We start from the raw sequence: 22,077 nt of genomic DNA, 5'->3' as shown, positions 1-22,077 counted from the left end.
GACCAATGAGCTGCACAGCGACCGGTCTGATACCCGCGACGTGCTGGCCGCAGGGGCGGGTACGTGACGTGATCCCGCCCGTTCCACGAAACGGCCTGCCCACGAACACGTCCGGCAGCCGCAAGCCCGTCGATCAGTCCGCTACGACACAGGCTCCTGCGGCCACATCGCGGCCAGCTCACCCCGTGACGTGACCCCCAGCTTCCGGTAGGCGCTGGACAGGTGCACCTCGACCGTCTTCGGCGTCACGTACAGCTCCTGGGCGATCGCCCGGTTGGTGCGGCCCAGCGCGGCCAGTTCGGCGGCACGGCGTTCGCTCGGCGTCAGCGCGTCGATCCCGGAGACGGCGCGTTGCCGGGGGCGACCGCCGGCCACGCGAAGCTCGGTCGAAGCCAGCGCCGCGAGACCGGTTGCGCCGCAGAGTGATGCCAGTTCGGCGGCCCTCGCCAGATGCGGGCGGGCGGCAACGACCTGTCCGCGCCGGCGCAGCGCACCGCCCAGGCCGAACTCGGCGCGCGCCAGCTCCAGACGCGCCGGGGACGCCTCGAGCAGCGTCACCGCTTCCTCAAACACCCCGATGGACGAAGCAGACCCGGCAGCGTCAAGGGCCAGAGCAAGCACTCGCAACGCCGCGCCGACGGTGCTGCCGGCACCCCAGACACGCGCCGCCGCAACCCCGTCGGACGCCGCCGAAGCGGCCTCGTCATACCGCCCGAGCCCGACCAAAGCGCGAGCCCGCAATGAGGAAGACGGCGCCCACGCCGAATTCATCACCCGCCGCCGAACAGCTGCGAGCCGGTTAGCCGCAGCGAGCGCCTGTTCCCACCGTGCCTCGCCCAGCAGCACCTCGGTTTCGGCGCGGCGGAGCAGCAGGTCACCGTCCGAACCGGGTGCGGCGCGGTCCGCGCGAACCAGCACCTCCCTGGCACCGACCAGGTCACCCCGGTCGACCAGCAACCGAGCGTTGAACCCGGCCCAGTACGCCATTCCGCTCTCGTTCTGCCCACCCCGGCGGAGGGTGTCGGCGGCGTACAGGCCCAGCGCGTGCTCGGCGTCGTCCAGTGCGCCCCACTCGAGGAAGTTCCAGCCCTGCCACAGTCGCACTCCGCTGACCGTCAGCTGTGACCCGTTGCGGTGGCCGTCGGCGAGCATCTGATTCCACACGTCCATGGCGCTGGGTTCGTCGGCCAGGACCAGGACCCCGGCGGCGACGATCGACATGAACCACGGATCGGCGCGGATCAGAACCCCGTCCTCCAGCGCCGCCACAGCCAGAGCAACGCAGTCACCGCGAGAACCGCCGGTCAGCGCACGATCCCAAGCCGCGCTGGCGGCCAGCATCCGCGCGCCCGGCCCCGACCCAGGACCGGGCGCCGAGACCGAAGCCAACCGCCGCCCGGCGTCAGTGTCCTCAGCCCCGAAATTGACGGCATACAGCTCGACCGCGGCGAGCGCGTCGTCCAGGTCACCCAACTCCGGCGGCAGGGTGGCCCGGGCCTGGCGCAGCAACGCGACGGCGTCATCGGGCGGGTTGGTGAAGATCAGCATCCTGGACAGCACGCCGACGATCTGCGCGCGTTCCGCCGGGTCCGGCGCCGCCTCGTACGCCGCCCGCAGGTGCTCGACCGCCGGGATCGGTTCATTGGCAAGGGATTCCGTCATCCCCAGTTCCTGCAACAACCGCGGTCGGACGTTGGCGGCGGGCGGTTCGATCACCGCACGGCGGAGGTACGTGAGTGCGTCGTCGGCCGCCCCGCGGCGCACCGCGATCAGCGCCGCGTCCCGCAGACAGGTCACCACCCAGTCCCGGCCGGCCGGTACCAGGGCCAGCGCATGGGCGGCGATCTGCTCGACCGGTCGGCCCATCGCGCGGAGCACCTCGGCCGCCCGCAGGTGTCGGCGTTCGGATTCAACGGGCGTCAGTTCCCGGGAGATGACGTCCCGCACGAGGGGGTGGACGAACCGCAACGGCGAACCGGACTGCAGGATCTCGGCCTGCAGGAGGGTCCGGGTCGCCGACTCGATCCGATCAGCGTCCAGGCCGGTGACAGCCTCCACCAACGCGACCGACTCCCAGTCGCCGATCACCGCGAGCGCCTGCGCAACGGCGATGGCGTCGGGACCGGCGTGCGCCAACCGTCCCAGCACCGTCCGCGAGACGGCCCGCGGACCCAGGGTCGCGATGACCCCGACCGGGGCGGTGTCCGGCCGGACACCGTCGGCCCGCAGCGCGCGGGCAAGTTCATCCAGTAATAGCGGGTTACCACCGGTCGCCCGCCGACAATCCGCGGCGAACACGTCCGCCGGGACAGCGCCCATCCGACGACGCAGCACCTCGGCCACCGCGTCGACCGTCAGCGGCCGCGGTTCCACCACCTCGACGGCCGGATCCTCGACGAGGTCGGCGAGCGTGGCATCCGCCAGCGGTTGGCCCGCGGTGCGCAGCCCCGCGAGCACCACCACCGGCAACCCGTCGAGCCGCCGGCTCAGGTAGGACAGAAAGCGCAGCGACGAGCGGTCGCACAACTGCAGGTCGTCGACCGACAACAGCAGCGGGCCATCGGAACTCGCGTTGGCCACCAACCAGTACAGGCCGTGCAGCACCGACTGCGACACGTCCTCGAAGATTTCGCCGGCGGCCGCGGGGACGTCGTCGAACACCGCCCTCGCCTGCTCGGCGGCTCCCGCCCACCAGTGCGGCGATCGTTGCACGGCGCGCTCGAACAGCTGCCGGGCCACACCGAACGCGAACTCCCGCTCCAGGTCGCTGGACCTGGCAGTGAGCACCGTGAACCCGGCGGCACGGGCGGCTCGCTGACCCGCCGCCAGCAGGCTCGACTTGCCCATCCCGGCCCGACCGGCCACTACGACCACCCGACCGTCCCCGTCGCCGGCATCCCGGAACGCCGCAGTGATCACCGACAGGTCGTCGGCTCGTTCCAGCAGGGCACCGGCCGGCGCGTCCCCCCCGGTATCGGTCATCTCGCCATGATCACCTACGGACTGACCCGAAGGCACGAAGATCCGCCCGAAATGTTCGGGTCGGCCTTGGGGTGGCCCCCAATGCATCCCCGCCCGCTGACCTACAGCATCAGGGGATGAGTGCTGAGCAGATCCATGTCTGCATCGACGTCCACCGCGACGGCGACGCGATCACCGGCACCGTCACCCCGGGGGACGGCGCTGCGCGGACGTTCTCCGGACGGCTGGGCCTCTTCAGCGCCATCGACGACGTCATCGAAGGTATCGGGCCGCGGGACGCACAGGGGGAAACGGAAGATGTTGATGGGTAGAACTTCTCGCGCCCTTGCGGCTGGTGCAGCGGTGCTGTGCCTGGCGGCCTGCACGGGCAGCCCGAGCTCCGACACCTCGACCGCGGCGACCGTGTCGGCCGCCGCGGCGACACCAGCCGGGCCCTCGGGCGGCAGCACGCCGTCCGGCAGCGGGACCCCGACGGAACCCGCGCCGAGCACGGGCACGCTGAAAGAGGTTCCCGGGCTGGATCAGTCGGCACTGGATGTGATGAACCAGCCGCAGTACGCCCTCGGCCAATGGGCGATCGCGGTCCGCGACGTGGACACCGGCGAGCAGATCGTCGCGCTGAACGCGGACACCCTGTTCGAGCCGGCGTCGGTGACGAAGACGTACAGCACCGGGGCGGCATGGCTGGAGTTCGGTCCCGAGTCGACAGTCACCACACCGGTCAAACGCACGGGGAACGTCGCGGGCGGCACTCTGAACGGCGACCTGATCCTGGTCGGTAAGGGCGACATCACGATGGGCGGCCGGACCAAGGCCGACGGCACCGTCGACTTCACCAACCTCGACCACAACGACGCCAACGGCATCCCCGGTGCCACCCTCACCACCGAGGATCCGCTGACCGGGTTGAACGACCTGGCCGCTCAGGTCAAGGCCGCGGGCATCAACAGCGTGTCCGGGGATGTGATCATCGACGACCGGCTGTGGCAGCCGCACACCCTCGCCGGCGGCGCCGTCTCGCCGATTCTGATCAACCAGAACGTCATCGACTTCACCACGACACCCGGGGCTCCCGGCGAGCTGGCCACTTCGGTGATGAGTCCGGTGGTCGCGCCGTGGCAGGTCGTCAGCAAGGTCAAGACCGTCCAGGCCGGCGGGAAGACAGCCATCACACCCAAGTCAACGGACGAGAGAACGGTGGTGCTCAGCGGCACCATCGCCGTGGACAGCGCACCGGTGGTCAACGTCTGGGCGTTCAAGGACCCGGCGACGTACGCCCGGACGGCGTTCATCGAGGCGCTCGGACGGGCCGGGGTCGACGTCACCGCGGGTCCGGTCGGCACCAACCCTGCCGCAGACCTGCCGGCGAAGGCCGATGTCGACTCACTGACGTCCGTGGCCGAACTGGTCTCCCTGCCGCTGGCGGAGGAGATCACCTACATCAACAAGATCAGCTTCAACGTGGGCGGCGAGACGATGTTCTGCCGGTTGGCGGTCGCTGCCGGCAGCGACGACTGCGAAGAGGGACTACTGAAGGGCAAAGACATCTGGAAGGCGGCCGGGCTGGACACCAATGCCGTCGCCCTCGTCGACGGGTCCGGACTGACCGGCAACCTGGTCACCGCCAACAGTCAGGTTCAGCTCCAGACGATCATGTCGAAGCGCCCGGACGCTCAGGCGTGGCGGGACACGCTGCCGATCCTCGGGGTCGACGGCTCGCTGGCGATGGTGCAGGCGGAGGGACCGGCCAAGGGCAAGGTTTCCGGCAAGACCGGCACCCTGGTCGCGGGGGACGGATTCAACGACCGGTACCGGCTTCCGGTGAAGGCGCTGGGCGGTTACATCGACACCGAGGGTGGGCGACACTTCGCCTTCGCCGTCATCTCGACGAACAGCCTCTATCCCGACATCAACGGGATCTTCGAGGCCAATGACGACGTCGGCAAGGTTGTCGCGTCCATCCAGCAGTCCTACTGACCCAACCACCCTTCCGACATACCAACAGAGCCTCGGAGAGCAATGAAGACAAGCAAACGCCGGAGTCTGTCGGTCGTGGTTGTCGCGGCCGGGCTGGTGCTCGTGGGGTGCACCAGTTCCGCCGAGACCGCCTCGACACCGACCGCCTCGACAGAGACGGCCTCGCCGGCGGCTTCCTCGCCTGCCCCGTCGACCGCGACCGGGCAGCTCGCAGCGCCCGAGAACGGTTCGGCAGCAATAAATCTGGACCGGGCCCTGGCCGAGCTGGTCGCCATGCCCGGCGGGCCGCCGGGGGTCATCGCGGTGGTGCAGGTCGGTGACGACCGGACCGTCCACACGGCAGGCGTCGCTGACCTGAAATCCAGTGCGGCACCGGCCATCGGCGACCACATGCGGATTGCCTCGGCGGCGAAGGCGTTCAGCGGGGCGACCGCCCTGTCGCTGGTCGACAAGGGGGTTCTCTCGCTGGACGACACGATCGGCAAGTGGCTCCCCGACATGCCCAAGGCGTGGGCGAAGGTCACCCTGCGGCAATTGCTCAGCCACACCAGCGGTCTCCCGGACTTCACCAAGAGCCCGGCGTTCGGTGAGGCAGTCGGAGCCTCGCTGGAGGACCCGTTGCCGCCCGATCAGCTGCTGACGTTCGTGTACGACGAGCCGATGGTGTTCCCGCCGGGCAGCCAGTACGTCTACGACAACTCCGACAACATCGCCGTCGGGCTGATGATCCAAGCAGCCACGAAGAAGCCGTACGTCGAGGCGTTGAAGGAGCAGGTCCTCGACCCGCTCGGCCTCGAGAACACCTCCCTGCCGGTGGGGATCGAGATGCCCGAGCCGGTCCTGCACGGCTACGACCTGGACCCGCCGAAGCCACCTGAGGACGTCACCGGTCTGGTCGCCGCAGGGTGGTCGTGGGCGTCCGGCGGGATCGTCTCCACCCCCGAGGACATGACCGACTTCATCCGCGGCTACGTCGGCGGCAAGCTGTTCGGGCCGGAAACACAGGCCCAGCAAAAGGATCTGTTCATCCCGGGCGGGGAATCCGGGCCGCCGGGGCCGGGCATCAACTCGGCGAGCCTCGCGCTGTTCCGCTATGAGACCCCGTGCGGCGTGGTGTACGGGCACACCGGCAACACCCCCGGGTACACCCAGTTCGCCGTCGCCAGCCCGGACGGCACAAGGTCAGCGACGATGGCGATGACGCTGGCCCGCAACCTCGATGGGTCACCGGAGGAACTCCAGGTACTGCACGCCCTGCAGCAGGCGGAAGCCGCCGCGGTCTGCCTGGCGCTGGGCGACGCTTGATCGGGGCGGATGCGATCGGCAGGTCGCGGGCGCGAGACTGAGCAGCATGCTGATCCGCCCCGTTCGCCCCGATGACGTGGCCGGCCTGGTTCCGCTGTTCGCGGAGTGGGGGCATCCGCTGTCCGCGGCGGATGTTCGCGCCGTCGTCGCCGAGTGGGGGTCGACCGACCGCAGCGAGGTGCTGGTCGCCGACATCGATAACGAGATCGCCGGGATGGCTGCGGTGTCGGCCGGTCCGCGGTTCGCCGAGCCGGGTCGCCAGGCACACCTCGCGGGACTCGCCGTCGCGGCAGCCCATCGCCGACGCGGGGTGGGTACCTCGCTGTTGCAGGCCGCCGAGGGGTATGCGCTCGGTTGGGGATGCGACCGCCTCGAACTCACGTCCTCCCGATCGCGGAATGAGGCTCACGACTTCTACCCACGCCATGGCTATGAGGAAACCTCCCAACATCACGCACGCTACGTGCGCCTGCTCGACCGAGACTGACCGCATGGACATCCAACTCACCATGCGCCACAATTGTGTCCATGACCACTACAGAACCGCTGCGTGCCGTGCGCGATCACTTGTCCGAAGTCGTCGACCGGGTGGAGCACCAACACGAGCGCGTCATCATCACCCGCAACGGCCGCGATGCCGCAGTGGTGATCAGCCCGGCGGATCTCGCCGGTCTCGAGGAGACCATCGCGGTCCTCAGCGATCCCGAGGCTCTGGCAGACATCCGTGAGGCCGATGCCGCGTACGCCCGGGACGATGTGGTTCGCGGCATCGATGCAGTCCGCCGCCTCGCCCGTTGACAGAACTGGTCCTTACCCCGCCCGCTCGCCGCGCACTGACCGATCGACTCCCGGAAGCCGTGGCGACCGCGGTCATCGACTTCCTGACCAACACTTTGGTGGCACAACCGCGACGTGTCAGCAAGCCCTTACGCGGAGAGCTCGCCGGCATCTGGTCAGCTCGCAGAGGAACCTATCGGGTGCTGTCCCGCATCCGCGAGGAACCGCGAGAGGTGATCGTCCTTCGGATCGAGCACCGAAGGGATGCTTACCGGCCCGCCTGAGAGCCGCGGGCGAATCGGTGACGGCGCTCAGTCCGTCGCGTTCACCTGGCGATCAGCAGCGCGCCGTGTGCTGATGAGTCGCTCGAGCAAGGCTTCGTAGCGCGAGGTGACGTCGTCCCAGTCGTAGAGCTCTGCACGCCGCGCCGCCAGGACGGCACGCTGGTGGGTAGCGGTGACATCGAACTCTGTGGACTCGATGGCATCGGCCAGGTCTGTCGAGGTGGTGAAGTACAGGCCGGCGTCGGCGAGCACCTCGCGGTTGAACACGACGTCGAAGGCGGTGGTTGCGGTCCCGGCGCCGATCGCACGCAGCAGCGATGGGTTCGTGCCGCCGACAGAATGCCCGTGCAGATAGCTGAAGGCGTTGGCGTACAGCTCATCGAGCAGCTCCTGGTCCCAGACCGCCCCGAGGAACCGCACCCGATCGTCGGCCAGACCGTGCACCCTGCGGGTGTATTCGTCGGCATAGGGAGCGGAGCCGACGACCACCAGTGGGAGCGTGGCCTTACTCCGGCTGAAGGCGGAAACGATGACATCGACCTGGTTCTCGGGCTCGAACCGCGCCACGACCAGGTGATACCCGGCCGGTTCCAGACCGAGCTCGGCGATCCGCGCAGCCGTTGCGCCCCGGGTGGCCGATGCCCCGTAGGCGATGAGGTCCGTGTCGACGCCGTGGCATTCCCGGTAGTAGTCCTGGATGCCGCCCGCGTCAGCGATCAGCGCGTCGGACCATCGCACCGTCAGCCGCTCGGCCAGTCGGTAGTAGCGACGGCCGGCAGGTCCCCATTTCGCCCGACGCCACTCCAACCCGTCGACGTGGGTGGCCACCGGGATGCCGGCCGACCGCAGCACCGGCAGCCACGGTGCGTTGGCGGAGTTGAACACCACGGCGGCATCCGTCCGATGCCGGGCCAGATGGGCCACCGACAGACCGGAGTGGCTCAAGGTCTCCAGGCTGCGACGGCGGAGTGCCGGAAGGTGCACCACTGTCATCCCGCGGTACGCAGCCGGGGTGGGTTCCCCGGTCCTGGTCCGGCAGTACACGGTGACGGCGTGTCCCCTGGCTACGAGCCTGGCACCGACCTCCTCGACACACGTCTCGAACCCGCCGTAGCGCGCCGGTACACCCCGGGTGCCCACCAGGGCAACTCTCATGCCTGCGTTCCGCCGTTCGGTTGCCGACGCATCGTGGAAAGAGCTTGGCCGTGGCTGGGACAGGGGTGGTGAGTGCGCTCGAGTGGACGCTTCATACTTTGTTGTAAGCGCCCAGGGGCACGAACATGACGTGGCTGCCGGCCCGTCGGTGGCGACGGAGCCCCGACCCACCTAGAAGATGACCTGCCGGAATTGCTCGCGTTTCTCGCAGGCCACCTTGATGCGGTCGAGCTGGTCGGTGGAGCAGTCCAGGTCGTAGACGTCGCGGATGAAGTCCGGGAGGTCGGGCCGGTAGTCGTGCGCCCACGCCCGGTACGCGCCCTGGATCTGCGCGTTCTTCATGTCGATCAGGCTCTGGTAGAAGGTGGTGAGCAGCCGCCAGCGCATCGAGGCCGGGATGCCACGCGGCGACCGTCCCGGTATCTCCTCGGTCCGCGGGCGTTTCGCTCCCAGCCACGGGGGCCGGCGGTTGATCAGGTCCGGTCCGAACTTCGTGACGCCATCGTTGTCGTGACTCAGCAGCACGTAGCGGACGTGTTCCTTTTCCTTCTCGCCCAGTTCGCAGAACTGCTCGTAGTCGTTGACCAGCGCGACCAGGCTCTTGTCCACGTCCGGACGCGGATCGCCGGTCACCTCATGCATCCAGGGGCTCGTCTCCGGCGTTCCGATCCACAGGGCGCGGTCGATGCCGAGCGCCTGCAGTCCGAGGGTCCCCCAGCCGGTGAGCACTTCCTGGCTGGTCAGCGCGCCCAGGGACTCGCCGAACAGCACGACCTTCGGCCGCTTCTCCGGCGGCATTGCCCGGACGCGCTCGAAGATGCGCAGCCAGAGCAGGCGGTTCTGTTCCCGCGCGCCCCTCACCTTGCCGAGCGACAGCGGCGAGGGCCGTTTCGAGTACTGCAACGTCACGCTCGCGACGTCACCTCGGGTCAGGTACTGCACACACGCCACGGCCACGTAATTGATGTAGCCGGTGCCGGTGGGGGAGATCAGCATCAGGACCGAACGGGACCACGCGTCGGTGCGGTCCATTTCGGCGAGCGCCAGCTCGACCCGTTCACTGGCGGTCGGAGCGCTGTCCAGTCCGACGAAGACCTCGATCGGACTGGCCTTGGCCTCTTCCTGCATGACGGTCGAGATGGACAGTTCAGGCCGTTCATGTCCGGCGACCTCGGCGGGCGCCTCGGTGAGGGGTGCGGGGCGGACGTAGGTGATGGCGTGCCGGCGACCCTCCCGGCCCATCGTCTCCCACCGGACGAGGCTCGCCGGGTCGCCGCTGATCAACGGGTTCGTCCACACCCCGGCGGCCGACTCGTCCATGCCCTCGTCGAACTTGCTGGTACCGGCCTCGATGTCACGCATGGCCCTGCCCCACACGGCCTGCGTGCCGGCGCCCACCACGGACATCAGCGCCACATGGCTTGCGCGGCGCCAGAAATTCTCCGATCCACCCAGTGCCCGACTGCCGAGCGACCCCAGTTGACGGGCCACCCATCCCTCGGCCGCGGCCACGCCGGCAAGACCCAACACGATCCCCATCCCGGCGGCGAGGCCGGCGACCGGACTGGCGGCCGCCGGATCGGTGGTCTGCTCGGGCGGATCCTCACGCTGCCGCAGACGCTCCACGACGGCGGACGTCGCCAAGCCGACGGGCACCCCGACCGGGAGACGAGCGATCCGCCCGTTCCCCCCGACCGCTGCGTCCAATCTCCTGGTCGCGGCCAGCGCACCGGTCAGCAGGGTGGCTCCGGTACCGGTCACGCCGAAGCGCATCCCGGCCTGTCGGATCAGGGCCCGCAGCTGCGTGTCGTCGTCGCGGAAATGGAAGACCGCGGCCAATCCCAGGCCGACGGGCACCACGGCCATGTCCAGCAGCAGGACCGCCGCCCGCCGGCGTTGCGCCGGCGTCCACGAATCGGGGAACGGCAACACCCCCGCGAGAGCGGTGCCGGCGATGTCGATGAGGTCCTGGGCGAACACCGATGCCAGATACTGGGTGCCCGTGGCCAGTCCGGTGATGATGCCCTGGTCGAGCCACGTGCGTTCCGACAGCGACCGCGAGAACGTTCCGGGCACCGAGGCGGAGGCGACGACCAAGCCCACCTGAGGTCCCCGCCCGACGATCTCCGTCCCGTCCACGAGTCAGCCCTGCTTCGCGGACGTCACGTCAGGCTGCAAGGGCCTTCGCCTTGATCTGATCGAATTCGGCTTGTGTGATCGCGCCGCTGTCGAGCAGGCCTTTTGCAGAGACGATCTGATCCGTGGTGCTGGGTGCGGAGCTGCCGGCCACCGACTTGATGTACTCACTCTGGGCACGCTGAATCTCTTTCGCCTGCTCCAGTTGCCGCTCCTGCATGCCCTTACCGCGGGCAATCAGGTAGACCAGAATTCCGAGCCAGGGAATGAGGATCACGAACAGCGCCCAGAAGGTCTTGCCGCCGCCGCCCAGGTCCTTGCTGCGGAAGATGTCGCCGAAGATCCAGAACAGGCACATGAACCAGGCGAAGAACAGGAAGATCTCGAACAGTGCGAGAAGGAACGATCCATTGTCGTCGAACATCAACGGGCCCTTTCGTTTGGTTCAACTCGGTGTGGGGTGGCAGCGTTTCCGCGATCTACCCGGCGGGCGATCCATGTCGCGCGCAGGGTCGCGTCGTCCGCGGGTTGGTGACTGTATTCCTCCGTGACCGACAGGATTTCGAATCCCGCGTCCATCAGCGCAGTACGAACATGCTGATCGGTGAAGAAATACTGGCGGTGGTGCTCGGTGAATTCGTCGGTATCGGCAGTCCGGGTGACGTGGATCCGCGTGTCACAGGTACGTCGGGCAACGTCGACCGCGCTGACGATGGAGAAATCGTGGCCTTCGGAATTGCCCTCGACGACGGAATTGGCGGCGGTGAAGTCCATCATGGCGTCGGTGTGCAGGTCGAAGACGAGCCAACCGCCGACCCGCAGTGTCCGGGACACAGCGCCCAGCGTCGCAGCCAGTTCGGCCGGGGTGAGGTAGTTCAATCCGTCGAAGGTGGAGATGGCCGCGTCGAAAATACCTTCGACCTCGAGCTCGGGAAGTGTCTGTTGCAGCAGAACGGCGTCGGGCCCGAGCAGGCGCCGTGCCCGGGTCAGCATCATCGCCGAACCGTCCACCCCGACGACGCGATAGCCGCGGGCAACGAGCTGCTGGGCCATCAGTCCGGTGCCGCAACACACATCGAGAACAGCTGCCACGTCACCCGCCCCCTCCGCCAGAAAGAGTTCATGGAGGAAGGACGCCCACCGGTCGTAACAGGGGTCCACGACGATCTCGTCGTAGACCCCTGCCAGTCGCGAGTACGTGTCGACGTCAGTCACGCTGATGCCGGCGCGACCCGGTCAAATGCCGAGGATCTTCGCCTTGGCGGCGGTGAACTCAGCGTCTGAGATGACCCCGGCGGTGTGCAGCTTCGCCATTTCCTGGATCTGGGTGACGGTGTCGTCCTGCGGCGCGGCTTCCGGTTCCTGCTGTGGAGGGGGAGCCTGATACTGCTGTTCCTGCGGCTGCTCCTCCTGGGCCGGCTGGTCGTACTTGCGGGCCTGACGGCGAGCCACCCGACCCGACACCGCGGTTGCTGTGCCGGCGACAACAGCCGTTCGGGCTGCCATGCGTAGAAGTCCCATGCGAATCCTTCCCTTGTTGTGGTCAGTTGAATTTACTGCGGGTGAATCTACTGCGCGGTCAGAACAGCTTGCACGACATCGGCCGGGATCCGGATCTGATCGATGACGACGGCGTCGGCGGCCTGAAGTGCATCGACCATCTTTGCAGCCCAAAGATTCTCGAAGGCGATCAACAGTGTCGAACTGTTCGGCGGGAGGTCCTCGTCGAGTTCGTCGGCGTCCTCGCGGCCGAGAGCGCCGGGTTGCGCCACATCGATACCGATGAAGCCGGCACCGACCTGGTCCAGGTCTGCCGCCTCGATCGTCGTGACGACGCCCGCCTCGTCTTTCATGATGAAGAGAAGGTCGATGACCCGAATGGTGCCGCTGTTGATCAGATCCATCAACGCCGGCGCCACGCGACCCGTGAAGTTGTTGCCGGGGAAACCGATGACCATCACATCGACGGGACCTACTGACATTGGTGCCTCCTCATAAGGGTTTCCTGTTGTTTTACTTGGAATGACCCGCGCTCGCCCGTCGACCGATGCCGGCGCGACTCAATTCGGGTGATCGAGCCGGTGCAACCCGTGACGAACTCCTGCGCGTCGCGGCGGATCGCACGGTGGAAACGCGTCGGCCGGCACCCCGGTCGGCTTCATGTCATCCACGCGGTGGTCGACCCCTCGTGAGCAGGCGGATAGGTACCCGCGGAACGGCTGGTCCCGCGGGGCATGCGAAGTGCTCCCCGACGGTAGATCTGGCCGGGACCGAACGCGTCACCCGAGGAGGATGACAACGGCAGGAACGGACTCCGCGGTCGCCCATCGCTGCGATGATTCGATGCCGGACCGCCACATCCCGCCAGGAAGGGAGCCACCGCCGCGTGAGCACCTGGGACGTCGTGGTGATCGGTGCCGGTCTGGTCGGTTCCGCCGCGGCCCGGTACCTCGCGACGGCCGGGGCGACGGTTGCAGTCATCGGACCGGCGGAACCCGAGAATGCCGACGAGGCAGAGGTCTTCGCCAGTCACTACGACCAGGGCCGGGTACAACGACTGATCGGCTTCGACCAGCTGTGGACCCGGCTCAGCGTCGAGTCGGCGCGGGCGTGGCCCGACCTCGAGCGCTTCACCGGCCTGACCGTTCACGACCCGGTCGGCTGCCTCTACCTCGCGCCGCACCGGGACGACTACCTCAAAAATGCCCCGGAGCTCGGTCACGTGTTCGGCCTCCAGCACCAGATGGTCGACGGTCCTGATGCCGTCCGCCGGTTCGCGCCGCAGCTGCAGGTCCCGGACGGTGTCGTCGGGATGTACGAGCCCGGTCCGGCCGGAAGCATCAACCCGCGAGCGGTGGTGGCCGCGCAGCTGCTTGCCGCCGAGCAGGCGCGTGGCACAGTGCTGCGGGACGTGGTGAGCGCGGGGCGCCGGGTGGCTGGGGTCAGCGAGCTCACGACGACCAGTGGGGAGGTCCACCGATCCGGCACTGTCGTTGTCGCGACCGGATCCTTCACCAACGCCAGCCGGCTCCTCAACCGCCGGCTGGACGTCCTGATCAAGGGCGAGACCGTCCTGATGGCGGAGGTTTCCGCCGAAACTGCCGCATCGATGGCCGCCATGCCGTCGGTCCTGTACGAGGTGGAAACCGACGATTTCGACGGGATCTACCTCATCAAGCCGCTGCGTTATCCCGACGGGCGGTGGTACCTGAAGCTCGGCATGAACCAGGCGGTCGATCCGCTGCTCGACGACATCGGGTCCATCCGCCGGTGGTTCCGGAACACCACCCCGGACGACACCCTGCCGCGGCTCCGCACGCAGGTCCTGGCCCTGTTCCCGCACACCCGGTTCCTCAGCTTCCGCACCAAGCGGTGCATCCTCAGCCGCACCGTCGGTCGGCGTCCTTACCTCGGTCCGCTCGGCGACGGGGTGGTGGTTGCCATGGGCTGCAACGGCTACTCCGCGATGGCGTCGGATGCGCAGGGTCGGATCGCCGCCACCCTGGCGCTGACCGGCGAGGTGCCCGACGGATACGACGCCGCCGAGCTGGCCGTCAGGACGGTGGACAGCTGAAACGGGCAGGAGCCAGGCTGGCGCTCACCACCAACCCTGTCGTTTCGCCCAAATCAGCAGCAGCATCGACATGATCGCCATCGCCGACACCGCGACCGCCAGCTCCAACGGTTGGGTGTTGTCGTTGACGATCAGGTTCATCCCGAGGATTGACGAGACCGCCGTGACCGGAAGGGTGATGGCGGCGATGACGGCCAGGCGTTCTGCCGCAATGGTGACCTTGGTGTTCGTGCGGGCCTGATAGAACTCGATCGTCCCCTGCAGGTTTTCCTTCTCGCCGTCTGCCATCGCGCGCAGGTGGTCGAACTGGTCGACGGCGTCGTCGATCCGCTTCTGTCCCCGGCCGGGCCCGAATGCCTTGATCTTGTACATCCGGGAGAACACCTCGCGTGACATCGCCGCCTGCGTCCGGGCCACCATGAAGCCGTGGCGGGCGCGGAACAAATCGTCCAGGAACTGTTCCGGAGCCCGGAGATGTCCCCCCGGGCCCTGCTTGACCACGGCCTGGAACCGGTATTCGAGGTTCCACATGTCGGCCGTCATCCGGGCGATGAAGTCGCGCAGTCGCTTCGCAACGGTCGAGACGAGCGCGTAGGACAGGTCGTAGGCGTGCTGAGGACGGAGCTTTCCGGATTCGAGCCTCTTGGCCAGTGCGTCCACCTCGAGCCGTGCCGCGGCCGGGTCGGCCGCAGGACTCAGCGGGCCGTGCACGGTCACCAGGTAACGGTCACCGATGAATTGGTCCAGCTCGATGGTGTGGACGTGACCCGCCTCGCCGGCGTGCGGTGCATGCAGCACCAAGAACACGTGGTCGGGGTATTTGTGCACTTTCGGCACCTGGTTGCGGTGCGCGCTGTCGTGGATGGCCAGCGCGTGGAATCCGAAGACGTCGCGGAGCAGGCGTTCAGCCGCTTCCTCCCAGTGCGGGATGTCCAACCACACCAGGCCGTCAGGGTTGGTCAGTAGTTGGGCTACCTCTTCGACCGGGTGCTCCGAGACGCCGGTCGCATCGATCCATTTCAACTGCACGGTGTGCCTCCCTGCCGATGGGTGTCGGAGGTGCGAGTGATCTGACGCCCTGATGATGCGGCGGCGCGACCAGGAATGCGTGTCGGGCAGACGGATCGCTCACAGACGGGCCGGGAGCAAAGATGCATCAATATGCAATACTCGGATTCCTAGTAGTCGAAGAAGGTGGACCGCTCCGACCGCCGGTGGTTGAATGTTTACCCAAGGCCAACAAGATGGCCGACGGCCGACAGCGTGCCGACGGGGTGGGTAGTGCCGAACGAGGGAACACTGCTGTGCCGAGAACCGCTGAACCCGGTGCACTCCGGATGGTCGCCACCGTTGCGTGGCTGTACCACACCCGTGGCCTGCGTCAGGCTGCCATCGCAGAGCGGCTGAACATCTCCCAGTCGAAGGTCTCCCGGATGCTCGAGCAGGCTTCAGGCCTTGGCATCGTCCGGACCGAGGTGATACTGCCGCCCGACGAGCAGTCCATCCTGGAGGGCGAACTCGAGTCGGCCTATGGGCTCCGGGAGTCACACGTCTACGACATCGGCGATACGCGCGACGAATCAGAGCTTCTCGCCGAGCTCGGCCAGCTGCTTGCGCTGCATCTGCAGAGCACCGCCATCGATGCCGAGGTCATCGGGTTCACCTCGTGGAGCCGGACCCTGCAGGAGACGGTCCGTAATCTGCGACCCCTGCGGCCGGGCAACACCAGATACGTTGTGGAGATGGTGGGGGACATCGGCCCGCCCGCGTTGCAGCACCGGTCGGCGCAGAACACCCAGCGATTGGCCGAACTGGTCGGCGCCGAACCGATGTTCCTGCGGCTGCCGGGCGTGGTCGCCAGCGTGCGGGTCAAGCAGACGCTGCTCGATCACGACAGCCACGCCCGTCTCGCCCTGGCTCAGCTGGACAAGCTCGACCTGGCACTGACGGGCATCGGCGCGGGCGGCATCGTGCCGCCGCTGACCGCCGGGGACAACTTCTTCACCGCCGAACAGGTCGCGCAGGCGAAGGCCCGCGGCGCGGTCGGCGAGGTCGACCTGCGGTACATCGACGTCGACGGTGAATTGGTGGAGACCGACTTCGACGAGCTGATTCTCGGCGTCACGCCCGACCAACTTCGCCAGGCGGACCGCCGGCTCGGCGTCGCTGGTGGCCCGTCCAAGTATCAGGCCATTCGAGCGGCTCTCGTGGGTGGATGGATCAACGTGCTGGTCACCGATTCCGTGACCGCCCAGTGGCTGCTGAAGAATCGCGGCTGAGTCCAGAGGTGTCGTAGCGGCACGGTTCTGAGTTGTCGCATCGTCAGAGCTGAACGCCATGAGGCCCCAAAAGCGAAGTGATTCCCCCGTTCGTCGCCACGATCGGGTGTCAATCCGACGTGTGGCGAAGCCGCCCGGGTGGCGCAAAAATATCTCTTGCTCGGACCTTGACAGCGTCCGGAGCCTCCCCCATCCTTATGCATATACTTGCAGGGCCTGCATATCCAGTCGTTTTGACAGGGATTGAGTGCTTCGCCCCAATCGCATCGTCGTGTCCAAGACAAGGAGGTCTCTGGTGCCCGCGAACTCTGAGTACCAGGTGACGGAGTTCACCATTGCCATCCCTGAAGATGTCCTGCAGGACATGAACCAGCGGCTGCGCAACACCCGGTTTCCCCAGGACTTCGCGAACGAAGACTGGAAGTACGGCTACAACACCGAGTACCACAAGCAGTTGATCGACTTTTGGATCAACAACTACGACTGGCGCGACATCGAGCGCCAGATGAACGAATTGCCCAATTTCAAGACCGAGATCATGGGCGTACCCGTGCATTTCATCCACGCTAAGGGCAAGGGTGACAACCCGGTTCCGCTGCTGATCCATCACGGCTGGCCGTGGACGTTCTGGGATCTGCGCAAGGTGATCGGGCCGCTGACCGACCCTGCAGCCTACGGCGGCGACCCCGGTGATTCGTTCGACGTCGTGCTCATTTCCCTTCCGGGATATGGCTTCTCGTCTCCGCTGACCGAGACCGGATGGAACTTCTGGCGCACCGCGGACCTGGAGAACGTCCTGATGAAGGACGTTCTGGGGTACTCGAAGTACGCCGTCGCCGGCGGCGACTGGGGCGCCCTGGTCACACAGCAACACGGCCACAAGTACGAACAGGACGTTTTCGGGATCTACACCCACTTCCCCGCCCAGATGAGCCACTACCTGCCGGAGCATCCGGACAAGCCGGAGAACGTCGAATTCGACCCGGTGCTCGGTCTGCCGGCGGCGAACCAGTACGGCGAGGGCGAAGAGGGCTGGTTCGAGCGCGGCAAGCTCTTCGTCGAGAACGAGAGTGGCTACGGCGAGATGCAGCTGACGAAGCCGCAAACCCTGGCCTCACTGTTCGCCGACTCGCCCGCCGGTCAGCTGGCCTGGATCACCGAGAAGCGGTACTTCTGGGGCCTGGCCGAACGCGGCGTCGGCACCGAGGCTTTCGAAAAGGTTTGGCCCAAAGAGGATCTCATCACCACAGCCGCGGTCTATTTCCTGACCAACACCGGCGGCACGTCGTCGCGTTACTACTGGGAGTGCCGGAACAATCCCTGGAAGCCGTCGCACGAGGGCTTCCCGGTGGTCGGCGCGCCCACTGCGGTCGCCATCTACCCCGGTGAGATCTACAAGCCGCCGATCAAGTGGACCGAGCAGTACTTCAACCTGCAGCAATACACCGTGCACGACGACGGCGGCCACTTCGCGCCACTGGAAGTACCAGACCTCTACGTGGGCGACGTCCGCAAGTTCTTCAGACAGTTCCGCTGACGGCGCCCGCCGGTTGTTCACCACCAACTGAGCGACCGGCCTGTTGAAAGACGCTGATACAGAGCGCCTTTCGTGGTGATGCCCCGAGCCCCGCACCCGAGCAACTCGGCAGTGCATCGCGAGATCGATCCGGACCCCGTCATCGGGCGACCCGGTCGACCTCTTCCCTGTACCGGCACCCCGCTCCGCGGCGTCCGCCGAACCCGCCTGCCTCCGCGCAGTGCCGGTGTCCCCTTCCCCCGTGCCCAGCACAGAAAGAAGTCCTCATGTTCCGCAAGAAATCCAGGGTCCTGCTGGGGTTGACCGCAGCCGCGACCATCGCCCTCAGCGCCTGCACGTCGACGACCGGTTCCGGTGGCGCGGCGGCAACCGTCAGCAAGGACGATCTGGTCCTGGTCGCCTCGGTGATCAACACGACCAACCCGTACATGGCCTCGATGATCGAGGGTGCCAAGGCTCTCTCCGCGAAACTCAATGTGCCGCTGGAGATCGTCGACTCGCAGGGCAGCTCGCAGACCGAGATCTCCAAGATCCAGGCCATTCTCGCCCAGGGCAAGAAGGTCGCCCTGATGGTGAACACGGTCGCCAGCTCCGACGCCCCGACCATCGTCAACGCCGTCAAGGCGGCCGGCGGATACGTGGTGATCTGGTGGAACAAGCCGGACGAGCTGAAGCCCGCCGACATCGGCAACAATTTCGTCGCGTTCCAGAAGCACTCCGGCGTCGAGAGCGGTGAGTGCACCGGCAAGGCGCTGGCGGAGAGCATCGGCGGCAAGGGCAACGTGATCGCACTCGCCGGCGTGCTGGACAGCACCACGAGCCAGACCCGGGTCGCCGGCCTGGAGAAGGCGTTGAAGGAGTACCCCGACGTCAAGCTGCTCGAGACCCGGCCGGCCAACTGGGATCCGCAGCTCGGCTTCCAGGAGACCCAGAGCATGCTGTCCAAGTACCCGGACCAGATCGACGGATTCTGGGCCGCGGACGACGCGATGATCATCGGTGCCACCGAGGCCGTGCAGAAGGCGGGCCGGGAGGACCAGACCAAGTTCGTCTCCGACGGTCTCTACCCGCCGGTCATCGACATGATGGACTCGAACTTCGGCAACGGCGCCATCGTGGGCGAGACCTTCCACCGCGGTTACATGGCGGCCGCCATCGGCCTCTACACCGCCTACCAGGCGGCGATCGGTGAGATCGACCCGTCGACGCTGCCGCCGGAGAAGCGGGACAGCCTGTTCAAGCTGGTCTGCGTCACCCCGGACAACTACAAGGAATACACCAAGTACGACTCCGACATCCCCGGCTGGATCGACACCCTGGTCGAGAAGGGTCCGTGGGACACCGAACCGGTGCCGCTGGTCGGCGCCGGCCCGGAGAAGCTCCCCTCCTGAACCACTACCCACCCGCACTCCTGCCGGTCCGCGGCGGTGGCCACACCACCGCCGCGGCCGGGCAGGACCCACCCGCTCATCGATAACCGTTCACGCACAGCAAGTTTGGAGAAGGTCGTGGCGCAGGTCCTGACAGAGCGACCGGAACAGTCCGGTCCACCCCGCCGGCAACGCCGGTTCGAGCTCCGCAACCTGGGCGAGCTCGGTGCCCTGGTCGTGCTGATCGTGATTTTCACCGTGCTCAATCCGGAGATCTTCCTCAGCATCGGCAACATCCGGACCATCCTCGACCAGGCCGCGATCCCGCTGATCGTCGGCGTCGGCGCAACACTGGTGATCCTGATGGGTTCCATCGATCTCTCCGTCGAGGGGGTGATGGGCGCCGCGGGAATGACGTTCATCCTGCTGACGGCCAACAGCCGTGACACCGCAGACCTCGGATTCCTTGCGCTCGTGATCGGTGTCCTGATCGGTGCCGTCCTGGGTCTGTGCACCGGCCTGATCCACACCCGGCTGAAGGTCCCGTCCTTCATCGTGACGCTCGGCATCTGGTTTGTCGGGCTGGGCATCGCAATCCTGCTGTTCGGTACCGAGGCGATTCCGTTCCTGCCGGACGGCGGCTTCAAGTCCTTCCCGAGCACCCTGACCCTCGGCTTGCCCAACTCGATTCTGCTGGCCGCCGTCGTCGTGCTCCTCGGCTGGGTGGTCACCCGCTTCACCAGGTTGGGGCGGTTCGCCTACGCGATCGGCAACAACGAGGACATCGCCCGCAGCAACGGCATTCCGGTCGGCAGGCAGAAGATCCTGATCTTCACCGCGGCCGGTGCGTGCTCCGCGCTCGGCGGCATCCTGGCGACGATGCAGCTCGGCGCAGGGTCGGCCAGCGTCGGCAACGGCACGCTGTTCCTGACCATCGCCGCGGTCGTGATCGGTGGAACCTCGCTCGCCGGCGGCAAGGGCGGCGTCATGCGGACCGCGCTCGGTGTGTTCCTCCTGACCGTGCTGAACAACGGCCTGATCCTCAGCGGGGTCAGCCCGAACATCAAATCCGGGGTCTCGGGCGCCGTGCTGATCCTGGCCATCATCGTCGCGGCCTGGCCGCTGCGCAGCAGACTGAGGATCGTGAAATGACCAAGGCAGTCACCCAGGACCGGACTCTTCCGGCTGACACGCCCGCCCTCAAGCTCACCGGCATCACCAAGTCCTTCGGCCCGGTCAAGGCCGTCGACAACATCTCGCTGGCGATTCCCCGCAACCAGGTCATCGGCCTGATCGGCGAGAACGGCGCCGGCAAGTCCACCCTGCTGAAGATCCTGTCCGGGCTGCACGAGCCCGACTCCGGACAGATGGAGGTGCACGGGAAGCAGGTCCGCTTCCGTCGGCCCCAGGACGCGGTGGCGGCCGGCTTCGGCGTCGTCCACCAGGAGCAGTCTCTGCTGACGAACATGTCGGTGGCCGAGAACATCGCGATGAATGCGCTGTCCTCCAAGGACGCGGCCACGAAGTACGGCTGGTACCGCTGGGGTCAGTTGAACCGGGAGGCCGAGGACATCCTCGCCCGGGTCGGCGCGTCGGTCGATCCGCGGGCCATCGTGGGCGACCTGAGCTTCGTCGACCGGCAGATGGTGGAGATTGCCCGGGCGCTGCGGGTCGATGAGATGACCCACACAGCGCCGATTGTCATCCTCGACGAGCCGACATCGGTCCTCGAGCGCGACGAGACCGCAATCCTCGAACGCGAGATCGCCACCCTGAAGAATGTCGGTTCGGTGATCTTCGTGTCGCACCGGCTGGACGAGGTTCGCCGCGTCTGTGACCGCATCATTGTCCTGCGGCACGGAAAGATCGTCGCCGACCGGGCCACCAGCGAGGTGACAGAGGACGACCTGTTCCAGTTGATGATCGGCCACGCGTCCCAGGCCAAGAAGCACACCGCCGACCCGCGGAAGACGGGCGAAGCCCTGCTCGAGGTGGCCGGCCTGACCCGCAAGGGCGAATACCGGGACATCTCGTTGGACATCAGGTCCGGTCAGTGCGTGGCGATCGTCGGCACCATCGGATCCGGCCGGGAGTCGTTGGTGCGGGCGCTGTTCGGTGCCGAACCGTTCGACTCCGGCGCCTTCACCTACCAGGGCAAGGAGCTCCACTCTTGGTCCGCCACTCAGGCCACCCGTAACGGCATGGGCTACGTGCCGGCGGAGCGGCGCACCGAGGGCATGGTCGGCGGGATGACCGGCCCGGAGAACATGGCGCTCGCCCGCAACGGCAAGAAGGGGTTGTTCGTCAACCCGCGGCGTGCGGTGAAACTCGGCACCGAGTGGTACGAGAAGCTCGACGTCCGGCCCCGGGACACCAAACTCCACCTGCACCGGTTCTCCGGCGGCAATCAGCAGAAGGTCGTCATGGCCAAATGGCTGACGTCGGACAACCTGAAGCTGCTCATCCTCGACCACCCGCTGCGCGGCCTCGACCCGGGCGCCGCGGAGACGGTCAACGCGCAGATTCGCGCCGCCCGTGACAGCGGCACCGCGGTGCTCCTGCTGGCCGACACTCTCGAAGAAGCGCTCGACATGGGCGACGACATCCTCGTCATGCGTGACGGCGAGATCACCGCGCGCTTCGACCTCACCGTCGACACCCCGACGACCCTCGACCTGCTCGAAAGGATGGTGTGACTCCC

20 protein-coding genes are annotated in these 22,077 nt (G+C 67.1%); 12 read left to right on the top strand and 8 right to left on the bottom strand.

Annotated features, from left to right (window positions below):
* Window positions 1-141: 141 nt before the first annotated feature.
* The gene (locus ACVBEQ_RS12040) at window positions 142-2,982 is read right to left on the bottom strand and encodes a helix-turn-helix transcriptional regulator (RefSeq protein ID WP_447153326.1); all 2,841 of its coding nucleotides are present in this window, start codon (window positions 2,980-2,982) and stop codon (window positions 142-144) included.
* Window positions 2,983-3,098: 116 nt separating this feature from the next.
* Between ACVBEQ_RS12040 and ACVBEQ_RS12035 the strand changes: the two genes are divergently transcribed.
* The 6 genes from ACVBEQ_RS12035 to ACVBEQ_RS12010 are packed head-to-tail and all read left to right on the top strand — an operon-like array spanning window position 3,099 to window position 7,325.
* Complete coding sequence (locus tag ACVBEQ_RS12035) at window positions 3,099-3,293, top strand: hypothetical protein (protein WP_447153325.1); 195 nt, start codon at window positions 3,099-3,101, stop codon at window positions 3,291-3,293.
* Window positions 3,286-4,959, top strand: a complete 1,674-nt coding sequence (gene dacB / locus ACVBEQ_RS12030) for a D-alanyl-D-alanine carboxypeptidase/D-alanyl-D-alanine endopeptidase (protein WP_447153324.1) — start codon at window positions 3,286-3,288, stop codon at window positions 4,957-4,959. Before ACVBEQ_RS12035 ends, dacB begins: the two co-directional genes overlap by 8 nt.
* 42 nt (window positions 4,960-5,001) lie before the next feature.
* The gene (locus tag ACVBEQ_RS12025) at window positions 5,002-6,264 is read left to right on the top strand and encodes a serine hydrolase domain-containing protein (RefSeq protein WP_447153323.1); all 1,263 of its coding nucleotides are present in this window, start codon (window positions 5,002-5,004) and stop codon (window positions 6,262-6,264) included.
* Between the two features lie 46 nt (window positions 6,265-6,310).
* Window positions 6,311-6,751 (top strand): GNAT family N-acetyltransferase, encoded by a 441-nt coding sequence (locus ACVBEQ_RS12020; protein ID WP_447153322.1) that lies wholly within the window; start codon window positions 6,311-6,313, stop codon window positions 6,749-6,751.
* A gap of 41 nt (window positions 6,752-6,792) precedes the next feature.
* Entirely contained in the window at window positions 6,793-7,062 is a 270-nt protein-coding gene (locus tag ACVBEQ_RS12015; RefSeq protein WP_447153321.1) for a type II toxin-antitoxin system Phd/YefM family antitoxin, read from the top strand.
* 59 nt (window positions 7,063-7,121) lie between these two features.
* Window positions 7,122-7,325 carry a type II toxin-antitoxin system RelE family toxin gene (locus ACVBEQ_RS12010; protein WP_447153399.1) on the top strand — a complete coding sequence of 68 codons (204 nt, stop codon included), beginning with the start codon at window positions 7,122-7,124 and terminating at the stop codon, window positions 7,323-7,325.
* A gap of 27 nt (window positions 7,326-7,352) precedes the next feature.
* Here the strand turns inward: ACVBEQ_RS12010 and ACVBEQ_RS12005 are convergent, their stop codons facing one another.
* From ACVBEQ_RS12005 to ACVBEQ_RS11980, 6 genes are all read right to left on the bottom strand, one after another.
* Window positions 7,353-8,480 (bottom strand): DUF1972 domain-containing protein, encoded by a 1,128-nt coding sequence (locus ACVBEQ_RS12005; protein ID WP_447153320.1) that lies wholly within the window; start codon window positions 8,478-8,480, stop codon window positions 7,353-7,355.
* A gap of 171 nt (window positions 8,481-8,651) precedes the next feature.
* Window positions 8,652-10,583: an alpha/beta-hydrolase family protein gene (locus ACVBEQ_RS12000; RefSeq protein ID WP_447153319.1), complete on the bottom strand. Its 1,932-nt coding sequence runs from the start codon at window positions 10,581-10,583 to the stop codon at window positions 8,652-8,654.
* 64 nt (window positions 10,584-10,647) lie between these two features.
* Window positions 10,648-11,040: an SHOCT domain-containing protein gene (locus tag ACVBEQ_RS11995; RefSeq protein WP_447153318.1), complete on the bottom strand. Its 393-nt coding sequence runs from the start codon at window positions 11,038-11,040 to the stop codon at window positions 10,648-10,650.
* Window positions 11,040-11,831, bottom strand: coding sequence for a class I SAM-dependent DNA methyltransferase (locus ACVBEQ_RS11990; RefSeq protein WP_447153317.1), 792 nt, complete (start codon window positions 11,829-11,831; stop codon window positions 11,040-11,042). The genes ACVBEQ_RS11995 and ACVBEQ_RS11990 overlap by 1 nt, the downstream gene beginning before the upstream one ends.
* Before the next feature lie 21 nt (window positions 11,832-11,852).
* Complete coding sequence (locus tag ACVBEQ_RS11985; RefSeq protein WP_447153316.1) at window positions 11,853-12,137, bottom strand: SHOCT domain-containing protein; 285 nt, start codon at window positions 12,135-12,137, stop codon at window positions 11,853-11,855.
* Window positions 12,138-12,184: 47 nt separating this feature from the next.
* On the bottom strand, window positions 12,185-12,598 hold the full coding sequence (locus ACVBEQ_RS11980; protein WP_447153315.1) for a DUF6325 family protein: 414 nt from the start codon (window positions 12,596-12,598) through the stop codon (window positions 12,185-12,187).
* A gap of 404 nt (window positions 12,599-13,002) precedes the next feature.
* Between ACVBEQ_RS11980 and ACVBEQ_RS11975 the strand changes: the two genes are divergently transcribed.
* The gene (locus tag ACVBEQ_RS11975) at window positions 13,003-14,190 is read left to right on the top strand and encodes an NAD(P)/FAD-dependent oxidoreductase (RefSeq protein ID WP_447153314.1); all 1,188 of its coding nucleotides are present in this window, start codon (window positions 13,003-13,005) and stop codon (window positions 14,188-14,190) included.
* Window positions 14,191-14,214: 24 nt separating this feature from the next.
* Here the strand turns inward: ACVBEQ_RS11975 and ACVBEQ_RS11970 are convergent, their stop codons facing one another.
* Window positions 14,215-15,219, bottom strand: coding sequence for a magnesium transporter CorA family protein (locus tag ACVBEQ_RS11970; protein WP_447153313.1), 1,005 nt, complete (start codon window positions 15,217-15,219; stop codon window positions 14,215-14,217).
* 308 nt (window positions 15,220-15,527) lie between these two features.
* Here ACVBEQ_RS11970 and ACVBEQ_RS11965 point away from each other — a divergent pair, with 308 nt between their 5' ends.
* The 5 genes from ACVBEQ_RS11965 to ACVBEQ_RS11945 all read left to right on the top strand — a co-directional run bounded on the left by ACVBEQ_RS11965 (window position 15,528) and on the right by ACVBEQ_RS11945 (window position 22,072).
* Window positions 15,528-16,469, top strand: a complete 942-nt coding sequence (locus ACVBEQ_RS11965; RefSeq protein ID WP_447153312.1) for a sugar-binding transcriptional regulator — start codon at window positions 15,528-15,530, stop codon at window positions 16,467-16,469.
* 295 nt (window positions 16,470-16,764) lie between these two features.
* Complete coding sequence (locus ACVBEQ_RS11960) at window positions 16,765-18,006, top strand: epoxide hydrolase family protein (RefSeq protein WP_447153311.1); 1,242 nt, start codon at window positions 16,765-16,767, stop codon at window positions 18,004-18,006.
* Window positions 18,007-18,272: 266 nt separating this feature from the next.
* Entirely contained in the window at window positions 18,273-19,397 is a 1,125-nt protein-coding gene (locus ACVBEQ_RS11955) for a sugar ABC transporter substrate-binding protein (RefSeq protein ID WP_447153310.1), read from the top strand.
* A 117-nt stretch (window positions 19,398-19,514) separates the two neighbouring features.
* Window positions 19,515-20,528, top strand: a complete 1,014-nt coding sequence (locus ACVBEQ_RS11950; RefSeq protein ID WP_447153309.1) for an ABC transporter permease — start codon at window positions 19,515-19,517, stop codon at window positions 20,526-20,528.
* Window positions 20,525-22,072: a sugar ABC transporter ATP-binding protein gene (locus tag ACVBEQ_RS11945; RefSeq protein ID WP_447153308.1), complete on the top strand. Its 1,548-nt coding sequence runs from the start codon at window positions 20,525-20,527 to the stop codon at window positions 22,070-22,072. Before ACVBEQ_RS11950 ends, ACVBEQ_RS11945 begins: the two co-directional genes overlap by 4 nt.
* Window positions 22,073-22,077: the final 5 nt, after the last annotated feature.

The sequence above is a fragment of the Nakamurella sp. GG22 genome (genome assembly GCF_052976845.2).
Note: the sequence above shows the minus strand (reverse complement) of the source record. Positions and strands in the feature narration are given on the sequence as shown.